Annotated in this window: 12 protein-coding genes and 1 riboswitch; of the genes, 8 read left to right on the top strand and 4 right to left on the bottom strand. The window is 64.8% G+C overall.

The window, feature by feature from the left end:
* Positions 1-99: 99 nt before the first annotated feature.
* A riboswitch (cyclic di-GMP riboswitch) is annotated at positions 100-198 on the bottom strand.
* A 222-nt stretch (positions 199-420) separates the two neighbouring features.
* The 4 genes from H6935_07020 (at position 421) to H6935_07005 (ending at position 5,939) form a co-directional block, all read left to right on the top strand.
* On the top strand, positions 421-2,727 hold the full coding sequence (locus H6935_07020; GenBank protein ID MCP5278098.1) for an RNA-binding transcriptional accessory protein: 2,307 nt from the start codon (positions 421-423) through the stop codon (positions 2,725-2,727).
* A 98-nt stretch (positions 2,728-2,825) separates the two neighbouring features.
* On the top strand, positions 2,826-3,116 hold the full coding sequence (locus H6935_07015) for a hypothetical protein (protein MCP5278097.1): 291 nt from the start codon (positions 2,826-2,828) through the stop codon (positions 3,114-3,116).
* 75 nt (positions 3,117-3,191) lie between these two features.
* Positions 3,192-4,424: an HD-GYP domain-containing protein gene (locus H6935_07010; GenBank protein MCP5278096.1), complete on the top strand. Its 1,233-nt coding sequence runs from the start codon at positions 3,192-3,194 to the stop codon at positions 4,422-4,424.
* Positions 4,425-4,436: 12 nt separating this feature from the next.
* Positions 4,437-5,939, top strand: a complete 1,503-nt coding sequence (locus H6935_07005; GenBank protein MCP5278095.1) for an alkaline phosphatase family protein — start codon at positions 4,437-4,439, stop codon at positions 5,937-5,939.
* 20 nt (positions 5,940-5,959) lie between these two features.
* Here the strand turns inward: H6935_07005 and H6935_07000 are convergent, their stop codons facing one another.
* Complete coding sequence (locus H6935_07000) at positions 5,960-6,805, bottom strand: HDOD domain-containing protein (protein MCP5278094.1); 846 nt, start codon at positions 6,803-6,805, stop codon at positions 5,960-5,962.
* A gap of 264 nt (positions 6,806-7,069) precedes the next feature.
* Between H6935_07000 and H6935_06995 the strand changes: the two genes are divergently transcribed.
* The 4 genes from H6935_06995 to H6935_06980 all read left to right on the top strand — a co-directional run bounded on the left by H6935_06995 (position 7,070) and on the right by H6935_06980 (position 12,145).
* Positions 7,070-7,528, top strand: a complete 459-nt coding sequence (locus tag H6935_06995; GenBank protein MCP5278093.1) for a CBS domain-containing protein — start codon at positions 7,070-7,072, stop codon at positions 7,526-7,528.
* On the top strand, positions 7,458-8,870 hold the full coding sequence (locus tag H6935_06990) for an ArsB/NhaD family transporter (protein MCP5278092.1): 1,413 nt from the start codon (positions 7,458-7,460) through the stop codon (positions 8,868-8,870). Before H6935_06995 ends, H6935_06990 begins: the two co-directional genes overlap by 71 nt.
* Before the next feature lie 141 nt (positions 8,871-9,011).
* Positions 9,012-11,315 (top strand): MMPL family transporter, encoded by a 2,304-nt coding sequence (locus tag H6935_06985; GenBank protein ID MCP5278091.1) that lies wholly within the window; start codon positions 9,012-9,014, stop codon positions 11,313-11,315.
* Between the two features lie 62 nt (positions 11,316-11,377).
* The gene (locus H6935_06980) at positions 11,378-12,145 is read left to right on the top strand and encodes a hypothetical protein (GenBank protein ID MCP5278090.1); all 768 of its coding nucleotides are present in this window, start codon (positions 11,378-11,380) and stop codon (positions 12,143-12,145) included.
* Positions 12,146-12,160: 15 nt separating this feature from the next.
* Here the strand turns inward: H6935_06980 and H6935_06975 are convergent, their stop codons facing one another.
* From H6935_06975 to H6935_06965, 3 genes are read right to left on the bottom strand one after another with little or no spacing between them, the layout of a single operon-like run.
* Entirely contained in the window at positions 12,161-14,776 is a 2,616-nt protein-coding gene (locus tag H6935_06975) for a response regulator (GenBank protein ID MCP5278089.1), read from the bottom strand.
* Positions 14,767-16,005, bottom strand: a complete 1,239-nt coding sequence (locus tag H6935_06970; protein ID MCP5278088.1) for a hemerythrin domain-containing protein — start codon at positions 16,003-16,005, stop codon at positions 14,767-14,769. Before H6935_06970 ends, H6935_06975 begins: the two co-directional genes overlap by 10 nt.
* Positions 16,002-16,385: a hypothetical protein gene (locus H6935_06965; GenBank protein ID MCP5278087.1), complete on the bottom strand. Its 384-nt coding sequence runs from the start codon at positions 16,383-16,385 to the stop codon at positions 16,002-16,004. The genes H6935_06970 and H6935_06965 overlap by 4 nt, the downstream gene beginning before the upstream one ends.
* Position 16,386: the final 1 nt, after the last annotated feature.

Genomic DNA, 16,386 nt, shown 5'->3' with positions numbered 1-16,386 from the left:
TCATGGGTATGTCCAATCCCCATACTCTCGGTGCGATGGGGGTTAGCCAACCTGGACAGCACCATGATTCGGGCGTGCCCACAAGGCAAACCAGCCTCACCTAGCAGCCCCGCCGCCCTGGGGGCAGCCCTGTTGGGCCGACCCTTTAGGCCGGTAGCTTTGCGTCCCCACCTTTCGATGGAGTTGCCCTTGAGTAGGCGGAGTTGCAAAAACCAACACAACTCTGCGTCACATATCGGCAAGTTTAGTTAATTCTTTAATTTTTCGGCAGGACTTGTCCCGAACGGCTTCTTCTTACGCCTCGGTGGTCACGAATCCCGTTCCCCTGGGTGCCATCCGTTCTTGATTGTCAAGCCTTGCCCTTGTGTCAGGCATGGACCATGCTCGGCCCGGTTTTTGTTTGCCTGGCAGTGCAATTTCATGTCCGTACAACTGCAAATCCTTTCGCGTATCGCCCGGGAACTGGGGGTCGCGCCGGCCCGGGTCAACGCCGCCGTCGAACTTCTGGACGAGGGGGCCACCGTGCCCTTCGTCGCCCGCTATCGCAAGGAGGCCACGGGTGGCCTGGACGATACCCAGTTGCGCCATCTGGAGGAACGCCTGGGCTACCTGAGGGAACTGGAAAATCGGCGTGGCACCATCCTGGCCAGCATCGGGGAGCAGGGCAAACTCACGCCGGAACTGCGGGCGGAGATAGACGCCGCCGATACCAAGCAGCGCCTGGAGGACCTTTACCTGCCCTACAAGCCCAAGCGTCGAACCAAGGCCCAGATCGCCCGGGAGGCGGGCCTGGGGCCTTTGGCGGAGGCCCTCCTGACCGATCCACGCCTTGTCCCGGAAGAAGCGGCTCTTGCCTATCTGGATGCCGGCAAGGGCGTGCCCGACACGAAGGCTGCACTGGACGGCGCGCGCCAGATCCTCATGGAGCAGTTCGCCGAGGATGCCGGCCTCATCGAGAAGCTGCGAGCCTACCTCCAGGACCGTGGCCGTGTGGTTTCCCGGGTGCTGGAAGGCAAGCAGAACGAGGGCCAGAAGTTCCGCGACTGGTTCGAGTTCGACGAGGCATGGAAGGACATGCCCTCCCACCGGGCCCTGGCTCTGTTCCGTGGCCGGGGGGAAGGCGTCCTGGCGGTCACCGTCAAGCTGCCTGAGGAGTTGCAGGAGGGTTTTGCCGGTGCCAATCCCTGCGAAGGCATGATTGCCGCCCACCTTTGCTTGCGGGACCAGGGGCGGCCCGGCGACAAGTGGCTCCTGGACACGGTGCGCTGGACCTGGAAAGTGAAGCTGTCCCTGCACCTGGAACTGGACATGATGAACGCCTTGTTCGAGCGTGCCGAGGCGGAGGCCATCCGCGTCTTCGCCGCCAACCTCAAGGACCTGCTGCTGGCCGCGCCCGCGGGCCAGAAGGCGGTCGTCGGCCTGGACCCGGGCATCCGCACCGGGGTGAAGGTAGCCGTGGTGGACCGCACGGGCAAGCTGCTAGATACGGCCACCATCTACCCTCACGAGCCTCGCAACGATTGGGAAGGCGCCCTAAACACCCTGGGCCGGCTGGTGGCCCAGCACGAGGCCCAACTCGTCAGTATCGGCAACGGCACCGCCAGCCGGGAGACGGACAAGCTGGTGTCGGACCTCATGGGCCGCTATCCCCAGTTGGGCATCACCAAGGTGACGGTGTCCGAGGCGGGCGCCTCGGTGTATTCCGCCTCGGAAACGGCAGCCCGGGAATTTCCCGACCTGGACGTGAGCCTGCGGGGCGCCGTGTCCATCGCCCGGCGCCTCCAGGACCCCCTGGCAGAGCTGGTGAAGATCGAGCCCAAGGCCATCGGCGTGGGCCAGTATCAGCACGACGTGGGCCAGACCAAGCTGTCCCATGCCCTGGAGGCTGTGGTGGTGGATTGCGTGAACGCCGTGGGGGTGGACGTGAACACCGCCTCGGTGGCCCTGCTGGCCCGGGTTTCCGGCCTCAACACCAGCCTGGCCCAGCAGATCGTGGCCCACCGGGATGCCCACGGCCCCTTCCCGGACCGGGAGGCCTTGAAGCAGGTGCCCCGTCTTGGGCCCAAGACCTATGAGCAGGCCGCCGGCTTCCTGAGGGTGCCCGGCGGCGCCAACCCCCTGGACGCCTCGGCCGTGCACCCGGAGTCCTACCCTGTGGTGGGGCGCATCCTGGCGGACCTGGGCAAGGATATCCGCGGCGTGATCGGCAACACGGACGTGCTCCAGCGACTCAAGCCCGAGACCTACACCGACGAGCGTTTCGGCCTGCCCACGGTGAAGGACATCCTCAGGGAACTGGAAAAGCCGGGCCGGGACCCCCGTCCCGAGTTCCGCACCGCCACTTACCAGGAAGGGGTGAACGACCTGAAGGACCTGCAGCCGGGCATGCTGCTGGAGGGCACGGTCACCAACGTCACCAACTTCGGCGCCTTTGTCGACATCGGCGTGCACCAGGACGGACTGGTTCACATCTCCGCCCTGTCGGAACGTTTCGTCAAGGACCCCCGGGAGGTGGTGAAGGCGGGGGATATCGTCAAGGTGAAGGTGCTGGAGGTGGACATTCCGCGCAAGCGTGTCGCGCTCACCATGCGCCTCAGGGACGAGGCCAAGCCTCGCGAGCAGCCCCAGCGGGGCGGCCCGGCCTACAGGCCAGGCCAGTTGAAGCAGCAGTCCCCGGCCGCCGGCGCCCTGGCGGATGCCCTGAACCGGGCCATGGGACAACGCTGATGTCATCCAAATCTTCGATCTGTGCCTATGCTGGAAGTGAAGCATGGGGTGCCGGAAATGGTTTTCGTGATGACCCGTGCATGTAGATGGAGCTGAGCATGACCACACGTAACGAGTATGTGGAAAACCTGAAGACGCGCCTGGATGAATGGAATGCCGATCTGGCCAAATGGGAAGCCAAGGCCCGCACGGCCAGGACGGACATGCGCATCGAGTACGAAATGCAACTGGAAGCCTTGCGCAAGCATCGGGAAGTCGCCACGGAGAAGCTTGGTGAGGTCCAGGCTGCCGCCGGGGAGGCCTGGAAGGACCTCTCAGCCGGTGCCGACGAGGCATGGGGACTGATGCGTGAGGCCTTTGACAAGGCGCGGACCCATTTCCAGAAGTAGCGCCAGCTGAACGCTGGCGTGGCATGAGACCCGGGGGAGGGGGATGGCGTGATGCCTGGACGCGGGGGTGAGTCAATGACTGCCACCGATGCCATCAAGAAGGTGGCCGTGGATCAGTTGCGTCCCGGGATGTACATCCATGACCTTAACTGCGCGTGGATGGACCATCCCTTCGTGACCAACCGTTTCCGGGTCAATGACGAGAAACGGGTGCGGGAGATCCAGTCCCTGGGCATTCATGAGGTGTACATCGACACCCTGAAGGGCCTGGACGTGGAGGATGCACCTACCCAGGCGGAAGTCGACTCCCTCATCGCCCGGGACATGGAGGCCATCGTCCAGGCTCCAGCCACTGAAGTGCGCCATGCGCCGCTGCAGCAGGAACTGGAGCAGGCCCGCAAGCTCCACGTGGAAGCCCACCGGGTGGTGAAGGACATGCTCCATGACATCCGCCTGGGACGGCAGATCGAACTGGAACAGGTGGAGCCCCTGGTGGAAAAGATGGTGGATTCCATCTTCCGCAATCAGGATGCCCTGCTGCCCCTGGCCCGGCTCAAGGACCATGACAATTACACCTTCCAGCACTCGGTGTCCGTGTGTGCCCTGCTGGTGTCCTTCGCCCGAGGGCTGGGGCTGGCGCGGGACGTCATCAGAGAAGTGGCCATCGGCGGCCTGCTGCATGACGTGGGCAAGGCCAAGGTGCCTGACTCCATCCTCAACAAGCCGGCCAAGCTCACCGAGGCGGAATTCGCCAAGATGAAGTCCCACGTGGTGCAGAGCATCATCATTCTGCAGCACACGCCGGGCATCAGCCAGATAGCCCTGGACGTGGCGGGGCAGCACCACGAGCGCTATGACGGCAGCGGCTATCCCAACAGGCTCAGCGGCGAGGGCATATCCCTGTATGGCCGCATGGGCGCCATCGTGGACGTCTACGATGCCCTGACCTCTGACCGGGTCTACCACAAGGGAATGGCGCCCACTGCCGCCCTGGGGCGGCTGCTGGAATGGAGCAAGTTCCATTTCGACCCGGAACTGGTGCGGGCCTTTGTGCGGTGCGTGGGCATCTACCCCACCGGTTCCCTGGTGCGCCTGGAAAGTGGGCGCCTGGGCGTGGTGCTGGAGCAGCACAAGGACAAGCCCATGCTGCCCAAGGTGAAGGTCATCTTCCATAGTGTCCACCAGCGTTACCTGCTGCCCGAGATCCATGACCTGGCCTCCCCCGCCTGTCAGGACAGGATCGTGGGCCATGAGGAGTACGAGGCCTGGAACATCGACCCCCGGCGCTGGGTGGCTTCGCTGACCTGAAGGGTTCACGCCATGAACATGAATGGCAGTCTGTTGCGGCTACTGGCCTTGGTGGTGACGGGGTTCCTCGCCTCCGGGACATGGGCCGCCTCGTTGACCTCCGGGCCCATGCTGGGGCACGTCACCAGCAGGACCGCCAGCCTTTGGTTGCAGGCCGACGGCCAGGCCGAAGCGCGGGTGGAATACTGGCCTGAGATGGAGGCCGGAACCCGGGCCATCTCCCCGCCCTTGCGGCTGGACCAGGCCACGGACTTCAGTGGCGTGGTCCAGCTCACGGACCTGCGGCCCGGTACCCGCTACCGCTACGGCGTATTCCTGGACGGTGCCCACGTGCTCGAGGGGGAATATCTGTTATTCAGGACCCAGCCGGCCTGGAAGTGGCGGGGGCCGCCGCCCGACTTCACCGTCTACATGGGTTCCTGCGCCTATTTGAACGACCCCGACTGGGACTGGCAGGGAACGCCCTACGGCGGCGGCGAGGCCATCTTCAAGTCCATCGCCGCCTCGGCGACCGGTGCCTCCCGGCCCGGCTTCATGCTATGGCTGGGGGACAACCTCTATTTCCGCGAGGCGGACCTGGAAAGCCCCTGGGGCATGAATGCCCGCTACCGCACCAACCGTGCCCATCCTGCCCTGCAGGGCCTGCTGCGCGCCCTGCCAAACTACGCCGTGTGGGATGACCACGACTTCGGCCCCAACAACGCCAACCGGAGTTTCGTCCTCAAGGAGACCAGTGCCGAATTGTTCCGGCGCTACTGGGCCAACCCGAGCTATGGACTGACGGAGACCCCGGGCATCTTCACCACCTTCAGCCTCGGCGACGCGGATTTTTTCCTGCTTGACGATCGCAGCTACCGGGCCAGCGACGACACCGTGGAGCCCGACAACGAAGTGAGCTGGTGGCAGACCGTCAAGGAGTTCGTCATCGGCAGCAACGAAGTCACCCGCATCCTGGGGCGGCGTTACGGTGGCAGCGTGCCGTTGTGGCTGGGAGAAAACAAAACCCTGTTCGGTGCGGCCCAGATGGACTGGCTCAAGCAGGCCCTGATCAACTCCAGGGCCCGGTTCAAGATCGTGGTCAGTGGCAGCCAGCTGTTCAATGACAGCAATGGCTTCGAGGGGTGGCATCATTTCGCCGGCGAACGGGAAGGCTTCCTGGAATGGCTGGGGCTGCAGAAGCTCGAAGGGCTGCTGTTCCTTTCCGGTGACCGGCACCACACTGAGCTGATCCGGCGGGTGCGCAAGGATGCCTACCCCCTCCTTGAGCTCACCTGCTCGCCCCTGACCGCCGCAGCCCGGGTGCCCGAGGCCGAGAAGGACAACCCCCAGCGGGTGGAGGGCACCCTGGTGGGGCAACGCAACTTCTGCAGCCTTGACGTGGCAGGACCCGAGGAGGCGCGCACGCTGGTGCTGCGCGCCCATGACCAGAATGGCAGGCTGCTGTGGGAAAAAAGGATCGAAAGCAAGGAGTTGCGGTATCCCAAGGGGGAGTCTCCGGACGCCGACACGAAATAGTCCGGCACATCAGCAGGGTCTTATTGCCTGGTGGTGGCCACCGCCACGCCCACCTCCACCTCCAGGCCCACCAGGTCGGGCTCGGTGAGCCCCAGGCGGACAGCACAGGCGTCCCTCCAGCCCTTCTCCCACTCCTGGTCATCGTCCTGTAGCGCCTGCCTGCACATATGGCAGGCGAAGTTCAACAGCGCCACCAGGCGTGCCGGTACACCAAAAGGATCTGCGGCCTTCTGCTCGTGGTGGTGGCGGATGGCCTGGGCGATCTCCCCGGGCAGTTGCCAGTTACGCGCCACCATCTCTCCCACCAGGCCGTGGTCCGAGTTCTGGGCACGGTCCAGGGCCGGGATTTCCCTCCATAAATCCTGGGCAAGAGCCTCGCCATAGGCGGGAAAGCGCTTGGCCAGCAAGGCCAGGCCGCAGTCGTGGAACATGCCCAGGGTGTATGCCTGGTCGGGAGAGATGCCTCTGGGGCGCAGCAGCCGGGTGGCAGCCATGGCGTATTGAGCGATTTGACCGCTGCGTCGCCAGAGGGCCTCCAGGGCAGCGTCCTGGGTGCCGCCACCGAAAGCAGCGCGCAGGGAGATGCCCCGCAGGATGGCCAGGGTAGGGGGGATGCCAAGCAGGGTAACCGCCCGGTCCACGGTATCCACCCTGGCATGGAGACCGAACACGGGGGAGCCCACCACCCGGAACACCGCGCCGCTGAGGGCACCATCCTGGCGTATGAGCCTGGCCACGTCAGCGGTGGATACATCCGGGTTCCGCAGCATGGCTTGTATCTTGAGCAAGGCTTCAGGCAGGGGGGGGATCTTGATGCCACTGGCCAGGATGGCCTGTATGCGGGGGGTGTCAGCGGTTTCGCTCATGGTGGAATTAAGCCTGGCCTGGGGCGAATATAGCACCGGAAAGCGTCATCACCCGGCGCCTGCCGGATTGCCGTCGGGCCCGATGTCCCACGGGCCCCGCAACCCGCGGTGTTGTCGGGTTGGGAAGGAGCTATCGGCAGAAATTGGCACTTTGGGCAACGCCTTCATGGAGCGAGTATGGGAAAATGCCGGCTGGATTGAATCCAGCCTCCTTGCCGCTCAGCTTACGGACAGCCAAGAACTACGGATAGCCAAGCACAAGCCATGACCATCGAAACCATTCCCCTGATCCCGCCCACCCTTTGCCTGCGACCTGATTCCACCCAGTTGGAAGCCCTGCGCAAGTTGCTGGAACAGGGCGTCAATCATGCGCCGGTGTGCGATGGGGAAATCTGGGTGGGCCTGGTGACCATACGGGACCTGATGGGGGAGGTGCTGCCCGTGAGCGCACGCATGGAGCACGGGCTGGACGACCTGAGCTTCGTGGGGGACGCCGCCGCCATGCTCTCCGCCCACCTCAGGGACATGGAGCGGCGCACCGTGGCGGAGCTGATCCGCCGCGACGTGCCTACCCTGCGCCGGGACCATCGCTTGATGGAAACCGCGCTGCTGCTCTATCAGCAGGCCACGCCCCTGCCTGTACTGGGTGTCGATGGCCGACTCCAGGGCATGCTTTCCGCCCGGGCCCTCATGCAATACCTGGCCGACAAAGCGGGGGTCTGACGTGGCGCCCGGCGCACACGCCGCCTCCCAGGTGGTCCTGGGCCTTTCTCCCCTGGCCGTGTCCCTCGGCATCTTCGTGCTGACCTACGCGGTCATTGTCACCGAGCGCATCAACCGGTCCGTGGTGGCCCTGCTGGGGGCCGGTCTCATGGTCCTGTCCGGCGTGCTGCACCAGACCGAGGCCTTCCGGGGCATCGACCTGAACACCATCAGCCTGCTCACCGGCATGATGGTCATCGTCGCGGTCACCCAGCATAGCGGCGTGTTCCAGTACGTGGCCATCAAGGCCACCAAGACGGTGAAGGCGGACCCCTGGGGCCTGCTGGTAATGCTGAGCCTGGTGACGGCCCTGTTCTCCGCCCTGCTGGACAACGTCACCACGGTGCTGCTCATCGCCCCGGTGACCCTGCTGATCACCGACGCCCTGCGCATCTCCCCCTATCCCTACCTGTTCTCGGTGATCTTCGCCTCCAACATCGGCGGCACCGCCACCCTCATCGGCGACCCGCCCAACATCATGATCGGCTCGGCGGCCAAGCTCACCTTCAACGACTTCCTCGTGAACCTGGCGCCGGTGGCGGTGGTGATCCTGCTGCTCACACTGATCCCCATCTATCTCATCTGGGGCCGCAAACTTTCCGCCACGGCGGAGAACCGGGCCATGGTCATGGCCTTCGACGAAAAGGAGTCCATCACCGACCCCCGCCTGCTTAAACAGGCCCTGTTCGTCATCGCCCTGGTGATCCTGGGGTTCGTCATGGCCCACGGCATCGGCCAGGAGCCGGGCACCATCGCCATGTTCGGCGCCGCCCTGCTGCTCTTGCTGCGGGTCTACGACAAGCACGCCGAGGAGCAGTCCCACGCCATCCACCACACCTTCGGCGAGGTGGAGTGGGTCACCATCTTCTTCTTCGTGGGCCTGTTCGTGGTGGTGGCGGGCATCGAAAAGGCGGGGGCCCTGGAAATCCTGGCCCACGAGATCGTGGCCTGGACGGGAGGCGACTTTGGCATCACCGCCTACGCCATTCTCTGGGTTTCCGCCGTGCTTTCGGCCGTGGTGGACAATATCCCCTTCGTGGCCACCATGATCCCGGTGATCCAGAGCATGGGCACGGTGTTCACGCCGGAACAGATCAACACCCTGTGGTGGTCCCTGGCCCTGGGGGCCTGCCTGGGGGGCAACGGTTCCCTGGTGGGGGCCTCCGCCAACCTGGTGGTGGCCGGTTTCGCCGAGCGGGCGGGGCAGCCAATACGTTTCCTGCCTTTCATGGTGATGGCCTTCCCCCTAATGCTGGCCAGCATCGCCGTCAGCCACCTTTACCTGTGGGTCCGTTACCTGTGATGCACGAAGAAATGAATGCCCTCCGGGCTGGGCTGCGCCCTGTCCACTACCCCCGCGGGGGGGCAAGTAGACTCGGGACGGTCTTTCTTTTACTTGAGAGCACCCCTTGCCCAATCCAGTTGCTTTGACCCGATTCCTTCCATGCTCCTTCATCTAGGCCGCGCGGCCGGCAGGCGACCCTGGCGGGTGATGCTGCTGGCGGTGCTGGTGGTGTTACTCAGCGCCGTCTACAGCCTGGACGTCATGCAACGCCTGACCCTCTCTCCTGGCTGGGAAGTGCCCGGCAGCGGTTCCACCGAGTCGGCCAATCTGCTGCGGAAAAACCTGGGACGGGACGACACTCCCGTCATCCTGCTTTTCCGTCCGGCCGGCAAGCTGGACGAGGTGCCCGGTCCCGTGGTGGACACCCCCGCCTATCGTGACGCGGTGGAACAGGTGCTGGTCCGCATCGGCACCAATCCCGACGTGAGCAGCATCGCCAGCTACCCCATGACCGGCGACGCTCGCCTTCGTAACGGGGACGGACGCCTCTCCTATGCCATCGTGCAGCTGGACCGCGGCAGCAACGAGGGCGTGGAGGCCTTCCTGCGCCTGCGCCAGCAGGTGAAGAGCGACGAACTCGAAGTGCTGCTGGGGGGCGAACTGGCCACCTACGTGGATATTCGCGAACAGTTGGAAAAGGACATCTGGCGCGCCGAGGTGGCCAGCTTCATCGCCCTGGCCTTTCTTCTGGTCTGGGTCTTCGGTTCCGCCACGGCGGCCATGCTGCCCCTGGTGGTGGGGGGGGTCACCATCGTCCTTTCCGTGACCCTGCTGAAGCTGTTCACCCTCTTCGTGGACATCTCCGTCTACGCCGCCAACGTGGTATCCATGCTGGGGTTGGGCCTGGCCATCGATTACGGCCTGTTCATCGTCTCTCGCTACCGTGAGGAACTGGAGGGCAGCGGTGGCGATGAGCTGTCCAGCCTGGACGCTACCCTGGCCACGGCAGGTCGCACCGTGGCCTACAGCGGCCTCACGGTGGCGGCCAGCCTGTTCTGCCTGCTCATGCTGCCCCAGCGCTTCTTCCAGAACATGGGTCTGGCTGGGGGGATCTCAGTGGCCGCCGCCATGCTCACCTCCACCCTCATCCTGCCCGCCCTGCTGGGCCTGTTGGGACGGCGGGTGAACAGCCTGGCCCTGCCGGTGCTGGCCCGGCGCATCACCCGTCCCGATGATGTCGGCGGCTGGTACCGCTTCAGCCAGTTCGTCATGCGTCATGCAGGCATCATCCTGGCGGGAGCCCTGGCCCTGCTGCTGGCCATGGGCCAGCCGGTGCTGCACATGGATATCGGCCCCGCCGACAGCCGTTCCCTGCCGGTGACGGCCCAGAGCCGCCAGGTGCAGGAGATACTGGACCACCAGTTCCCCCACGCCGGTCTGTCGCCCCTGGTGCTGGCGGTGCACACTCGGGGGCCGGCCCACGCGCCCCGGGCCCTGGCCGGCCTCGATGACCTGACCCGACAACTCCAGGCCCTGCCCGGTGTCACCCGGGTCCAGGGCCTGGTCAGCGTGGACCCCAACCTGGCGTTGTCCGACTACGAAATGCTGTACCAGTATCCGGAGCAGTTCCCCCTGGCCACGGAGACCCTGGACACCTATGCCAAGGGGGAATACACGCAGATGGTGGTGGACTACCGCATGCCCTCCAACTCCGCCGAGGCCCGGGAACTGGTGCAGCGCATCCGCGGCCTCATCCTCCATGACGGGCTGGAGTCGATGCACGTGGGGGGGTTTCCCGCATTCCACCTGGATTACCTGCATTCCCTGGCCACCTGGGTGCCCTGGGTCATCCTGGCCATCGTGTCGGTGATCTTCGTGCTGCTCTTCCTCATGCTGGGCAGCCTGCTGATTCCCATCAAGGCCGTGCTCACCAACCTGCTGTCCCTGTCCGCCACCTTCGGTGCCCTTGTGTGGATATTCCAGGACGGGAATTTGGCCTGGCTCTTTGACTTTACCCCCCAGGGCAGCATGGACGGCACCATCCTGGTACTCATCTTCGCCGCTGCCTTCGGCCTGTCCATCGATTACGAGGTGTTCCTGCTCTCCCGGGTAAAGGAGATGTGCCAGGCCACGGGAGACAACATGAAGTCCGTGGCCTCGGGCATCCAGAAGAGCGGCCCCATCATCACCAGCGCGGCCCTGCTCATCGGCATCGTGCTGGGGGCTTTCGCCACCGGCGAGGTGGTGTTCATGAAGGCCATGGGCCTGGGGCTGTTGCTGTCGGTCATCGTCGACGCCACCCTGGTGCGCATGCTGCTTGTGCCCGCCACCCTGCGCCTGCTGGGCAAGCTCAACTGGTGGGCGCCAAAGCCCCTGCTCCTGCTGTACCAGCGATTCCACCTCAGCGACCTGCCGCCGCCGGACTTGAAGCGCCCCATCAAGGACCCGCCGGACTGCGACTAACCTCCGCATGGGGTCATGGCAGCCCTTAGAATGCAGGCATACAACGGCGCCAAGGAGAAGACATGAAGCGGTTCCCCATCCCCCTGCTGCTGATGGCCATGGCCCTGTCCGCCCGTGCAGACCTGACCCTGAACGGACGCAGCACCGTGGTGGCCATGGGCATGCAGGGCAACGGCAAGGAGAAGGTCTGGCTGGACAAGGCCCTCATCCGCCGGGACATGGTGGATCGGGGCAAGGCCTATTCCAACATCTTCGACCTGAAAGCCAGGGAAGTGACCGTCCTGGACCATTCCCTGCGCCAGGCCACGGTGTATTCGACCGCATCCCTGAAAGAGCAGACCGACGCCTCGGTGGACAGCAAGGCCATCAAGATGGACCTCAAGGCCACGGGACGCACCCACACCCTGCAGAAATGGCCCTGCGCGGAACACCGCCTCAGCCTGGCCATGCCCGCCGAGATCGGCGGCGAGAAGCTCAGCTTCCAGATGGAAGGCACCATCTGGCTGGCCCGCAACACGCCTGAGCAGAAGGAAACAGCCACGGTGCTCAAGCTCATGCAGGAACCGGACTTCTTCATGGGCATTCCCGCTTTGGCCAAGGCCTCCCCGGTCCAGGCCCGGGGCATCAGCGAGGCCATCCGGCGCCTGGCCCCCCTGGGCCTGCTGTGCAGCGTGGACGTGGCCCTCAGGTACGAAGGCACGGGCCGGGTGGCCACCCTGTCCAAAAAGATGGCCAGCCGCATCAGCCTGACCTACGACGACTACGGCACGGAGCCCATCGCCAAGGGCGCCTTCGATGTGCCGGCGGGCTACAAGGTGGTGAAACAGTAGCGGCTTTTCGCACCGTCAGCCGTCCTGGCTTCGCCGCGCCCACATGAGCACGGTAGCCACCAGTTCCTCCGGGTCGATGGGCTTGTTGATCTGGTCCACCATGCCGGCGCGCAGGCATTTTTCCCTTTCTTCGATGAGGGCGTGGGCGGTCTGACCCACCACATGCAGGTCCGGGTCCAGGGCCAGGATGGCCTCGGTGGCTTCCAGGCCGTTCATGCCGGGCATCTGGACATCCATCAGCACCAGGTCAAAGCCCCCGGGTCCCGCGGCGCCCACGGCGTCCACGGCCAATCGGCCATTCTCCACCAGGGTGACCTGGCCGCCTTCCTCTTCAAGCAATGCCTGGATGATCATCTGGTTCACCTCGTTGTCCTCGGCCACCAGCAGTCGCAGTCCGTGCAGGGCGGGTTCGTGAGCCGTGGCGCCCTCCCCGGGGTCATCCAGCAGGGGCGACGCCGCCACCAGGGAGGAAGACGGGTCCAGGAAGGGCAGATGGACTTCGAAGTGGCTTCCGACATCCGGGGTGCTTTCCACCCGGATGCTTCCACCCATCAACTCCACCAGTTCCTTGCTGATGGCCAGGCCCAGACCGGTGCCACCAAACTTGCGCGAGGTGGATGTGTCTGCCTGGGTAAAGGGCTGGAACAGCCGCCTCATTTGCGCAGGCGACATGCCGATGCCGGTATCGCTGACCCGGAACACCAGTTCATCCTCTTCTTGCCTTACTGAGAGGGTGATGCTTCCCCGGGGAGTAAATTTCACCGCGTTGCCCAGCAGGTTCATGAGCACCTGCTGCAAGCGCAGGGGGTCTGTCACGGTGGCCTGGGGCAGGTCCGGCGTGGAGTCCAGGCGCAGGGTCAGCCCCTTGGCATCGGTCTTGTCCCGCACCATGCGCAGGCACTGGCGCAACAGAGGCAGTAGCTCCACGCGGATGGCCTCGGTCTTGAGTTGACCTGCCTCGATCCTGGAAAAATCCAGGATATCGTTGACGACGCCCAGCAGCAATTTCCCGGATTGGACAATCCGATTGAAGAATTCGTCAGCCTTGAGTGCATCCCCGGAGGCGCGCAGGCCCAGCTCCGCGAAACCAAGCACGCCATTCAGGGGGGTACGGATCTCGTGACTCATGTTGGCCAGGAACTCGCTCTTCACCTGGGCAAGTCGCCGTGCATCGTCCCTGGAAGCCTCGAGTTCGGCGGTGCGGGTCTGGACCATGGCCTCCAGCTGATTGCGTTGCTCCAGCAGAGCGGTTTCGTATTGCCGGCGCAAGGTGATGTCCCGGGCGGCGCCGAACACCTGACCGTCAGGCAGTATCACGGCGTTGAGTTCGACGGGGATCCGATGGCCGGCCTTGTGCTGCAGTTCCAGTTCGCCCAGATAGCGCCCCTTGGGCAGGATCACGTCCTTGAACAGGGACATATGGGCGGCCCGTTGCTCTTCAGGGGCAATATCCTGGATTCCGAGACTCAGCAGTTCCGCCTGATCATGACCCAGCAAGACGCATGCCCTATGGTTCACATAGACGTAGCGCCCTTGCTGGTCCGAGATGAAGACCGCGTCCGAGGCGTTATCGAGGATCTGCCGCAGGGCGGCTTCGGACTGGGCCACTCTTTCAGAGTGCTCAAGCCGCTGGCGCTGCCAGAAAGCCAGCAGCAGGAGTCCGCCCAGGGTCAGCAGGACCAGGACGCCAAGCGTGGTCATCAGGGCAATCCGGCGTAGTTCGCCAAAGGCCTCGGTCTCATCGACCTTGGCAATGAGGTGCCAGCCCATCTCGGGAATCACCGTGGAAGCGGCCAGAGCGGGCACGCCCCGGTAATCCAGGCCCCGTGTGACATGCTCACCGCGCAGGGCACGAGCAGAGATCTCGGTTTTCGCCGTGAAGGGCAAAGTCAGCCGCAAGGCGCTATGGCGCCTGTGGCGCAGCTCATTCAGGAACAGAACCTGGCCGCCCGCCTGGCGGACCAACGTGGTTTCCCCCGTGGCGGATGCCCAGGGCCACTCCTGAAGGGCGGGATAGAGATAAGTCTGGGGGTCGAGGTCGAAATAGATGAGCGCTGTCGGGCCATGGAGACGGTCGTAGGTGATGGCGGCAATGATGCCAAAGTGACGCAGGCCATTGCCGTGCTCGTGGATATCCAGCACCTGGGTGCGCCCCGTGCCCATGGCCTTGGCGATGGTCTCCCGATACAGCGGGCTCTCGAACTCGAGATTCTGTTCACCCGAGGGCGCAACACCGGTCCCGTAGGCGCTGGTGAGGCGGCCACCCTGAAGATCCAGGAGATGAACCGCCCGGTAGCCATAGGACGAGGCCAGGGTCTGAAGGTGGTCGAGAATCAGGCTTCTTGCACCGGTGTCGCCTTTCAGGTAGGCATGCATTTCATCACCCAGCAGGGGATTGCCAGCGACCACCTGGGCATCCGTGAGGCGCTCCCTAAGCCAGGAGGAGATGGCCCGCTGCTTGAGTTGGGCAACGGTCTCCAGGCGAGCATGTGCATCATGGATCTCCCGTTCGGCCAGGGCGCGATAGAGCAACGTGCCGCCGATGATGAGGCCCACCGTCAGAACCCCGAAGGCCCACAACAATCCCCAGGGTTTAGGGGAACGGGAGAGGGCCGGCGATCCTAGGGACATGGTGGCTTGGCCTTGTCCAGGGTGGCCACGGCGGCGCTAAAGTCAAAATGTGCCAACTGGGCTGCCAGGGTGACCTGATGGGTGCCCAGGGCAGCTCTGGCGGATGCGGACAGGCTGGCGAAGGCCTGGCGGGCCCGCAGGACGACTTGGCCCGAGTTCGTGAAGCCCAGTGCATTGCGCAGCAACTGGCTGAGGGCCAGCTCGATGTGGGGGGCATCGCCCAGCAGCAGGGGGGGCAGGTCGGCGTCGATCTCCTCCACCAGAGCCAGTCCTTTTTCCTCTGCCCTGGCATTGAAGCGGCTCACCAGATGGGCAAACAGCACGGGAATTTCGAAGGGAACCCGTTTTTCCTCTACGCCCCCGGCATCCAGGGTGGCATAGGTGATCAGGCCATGGAGCTTGCCGTTCAGGGAACGGGCGGCATCCTGGATACGGCCGGCCTGCTCCTGGGCCTTTTCGGGCAGATGAGCATCCTGGAGCAGGTGGGCGAAGCCCAGCACGGCGTTCAGGGGAGTCAGCAGTTCGTGGCTGACGGTGCGCAGGAAGCGGGACTTGGCCTGGCTGGCGGCCGCCGTGGCAGCCAGGGGTTTCTGCAGGGCCTGGTTGGCCTTTTCCAGTTCGGTGGAGCGGGCTGCCACCAGGTCTTCCAGATGGTCCCGGTAGAGGCCGATGCGGGTGTTGGTGTCGCTCAAGGCCTTGTTCTGGGTGGATACCAGGTTGAAGAGGTCCACCAGGGCATCCACCAGGGCCGCCTGGGCCGGATCCCGGGGACCACGACTGTCCTCGTCGTCATAGGCCAGGGCCGGGGTCTTGCCGTTCTGGATAGCCGTGATCTGGCGCGCCATGGCCTGGTCTTCGCCCAGGATGTGGAACGTGAGCCAGGCCACCAGGAACCGCAGCAGGCCTTCCCCCTGGATGCCGTCTCCCTTCTCGAATTCCGTGCGCAGGGCGGTGAGCTGGGCCACGAAACCGCCGTGGGCGCCGCGATGATGGGCCAGGTGCCGGAGGTCCACGCCGGCTGCCTGCATCAGGTCGTCCTCGGTCTTGAAGTGCACGGCGGCGTACCGGGTCAGCTGCTCCAGCAGGGGTGGGGCGTCCCCGGGTGTCAGGGTGGAACCCGGGCCCAGCAGGGGCGCTGCGGTGTTGAGCTTGTCCACCAGGCCCCGGTGCTGCTGGTCCACCAGGGGCAGGCCGGTTTCAAAGTGGCTGCTCCAACCCATAAGCCTCATGGCCCGCCTCCCTGATGGGCGCGCAGGGTGTCCAGGGCCGCCTGGAAATCGAAGTTTTCCACCTGGGCGAGCAGGACCTTGAGGGCGGCCTCCGGCATCAGGTCCGCCAGGAGTGGCTGCACTTCCCGCAGGCAGTCCTGGCTGCTCATTTCGTCCGCGGCCAGGAGGTTCTCCAGCCGAGCCAGGGCGGCGCGGCCTTTCTCTGGGTCCAGGGGCGGCCTGGGGGTGCCGCCGTACTCGCTGGGCAGGGCGCCCAATATGGCCATGGCCAGGGTTGACTGCAAATCCTCCACCCGCCGGGACAGGGTGAAAATCTCGGGTTCCGGGGCGCCGTTCTTGATCAGGGTTTCCAGAATTGCTGCCTGCTGCTGGACCTCCACC

This window comes from Thiobacillus sp., assembly GCA_024235835.1.
In the GTDB taxonomy this organism is placed as follows: Bacteria; Pseudomonadota; Gammaproteobacteria; order Burkholderiales; family Thiobacillaceae; genus PFJX01.
Note: the sequence above shows the minus strand (reverse complement) of the source record. Positions and strands in the feature narration are given on the sequence as shown.

Bases quoted from the DNA above. Each gene is read 5' to 3' on its own strand.
- H6935_07020 (MCP5278098.1), top strand. From the start codon at position 421: ATGTCCGTACAACTGCAAATCCTTTCGCGTATCGCCCGGGAACTGGGG.
- H6935_07015 (MCP5278097.1), top strand. From the start codon at position 2,826: ATGACCACACGTAACGAGTATGTGGAAAACCTGAAGACGCGCCTGGAT.
- H6935_07010 (MCP5278096.1), top strand. From the start codon at position 3,192: ATGACTGCCACCGATGCCATCAAGAAGGTGGCCGTGGATCAGTTGCGT.
- H6935_07005 (MCP5278095.1), top strand. From the start codon at position 4,437: ATGAACATGAATGGCAGTCTGTTGCGGCTACTGGCCTTGGTGGTGACG.
- H6935_07000 (MCP5278094.1), bottom strand. From the start codon at position 6,805: ATGAGCGAAACCGCTGACACCCCCCGCATACAGGCCATCCTGGCCAGT.
- H6935_06995 (MCP5278093.1), top strand. From the start codon at position 7,070: ATGACCATCGAAACCATTCCCCTGATCCCGCCCACCCTTTGCCTGCGA.
- H6935_06990 (MCP5278092.1), top strand. From the start codon at position 7,458: ATGGCCGACTCCAGGGCATGCTTTCCGCCCGGGCCCTCATGCAATACC.
- H6935_06985 (MCP5278091.1), top strand. From the start codon at position 9,012: ATGCTCCTTCATCTAGGCCGCGCGGCCGGCAGGCGACCCTGGCGGGTG.
- H6935_06980 (MCP5278090.1), top strand. From the start codon at position 11,378: ATGAAGCGGTTCCCCATCCCCCTGCTGCTGATGGCCATGGCCCTGTCC.
- H6935_06975 (MCP5278089.1), bottom strand. From the start codon at position 14,776: ATGTCCCTAGGATCGCCGGCCCTCTCCCGTTCCCCTAAACCCTGGGGA.
- H6935_06970 (MCP5278088.1), bottom strand. From the start codon at position 16,005: ATGAGGCTTATGGGTTGGAGCAGCCACTTTGAAACCGGCCTGCCCCTG.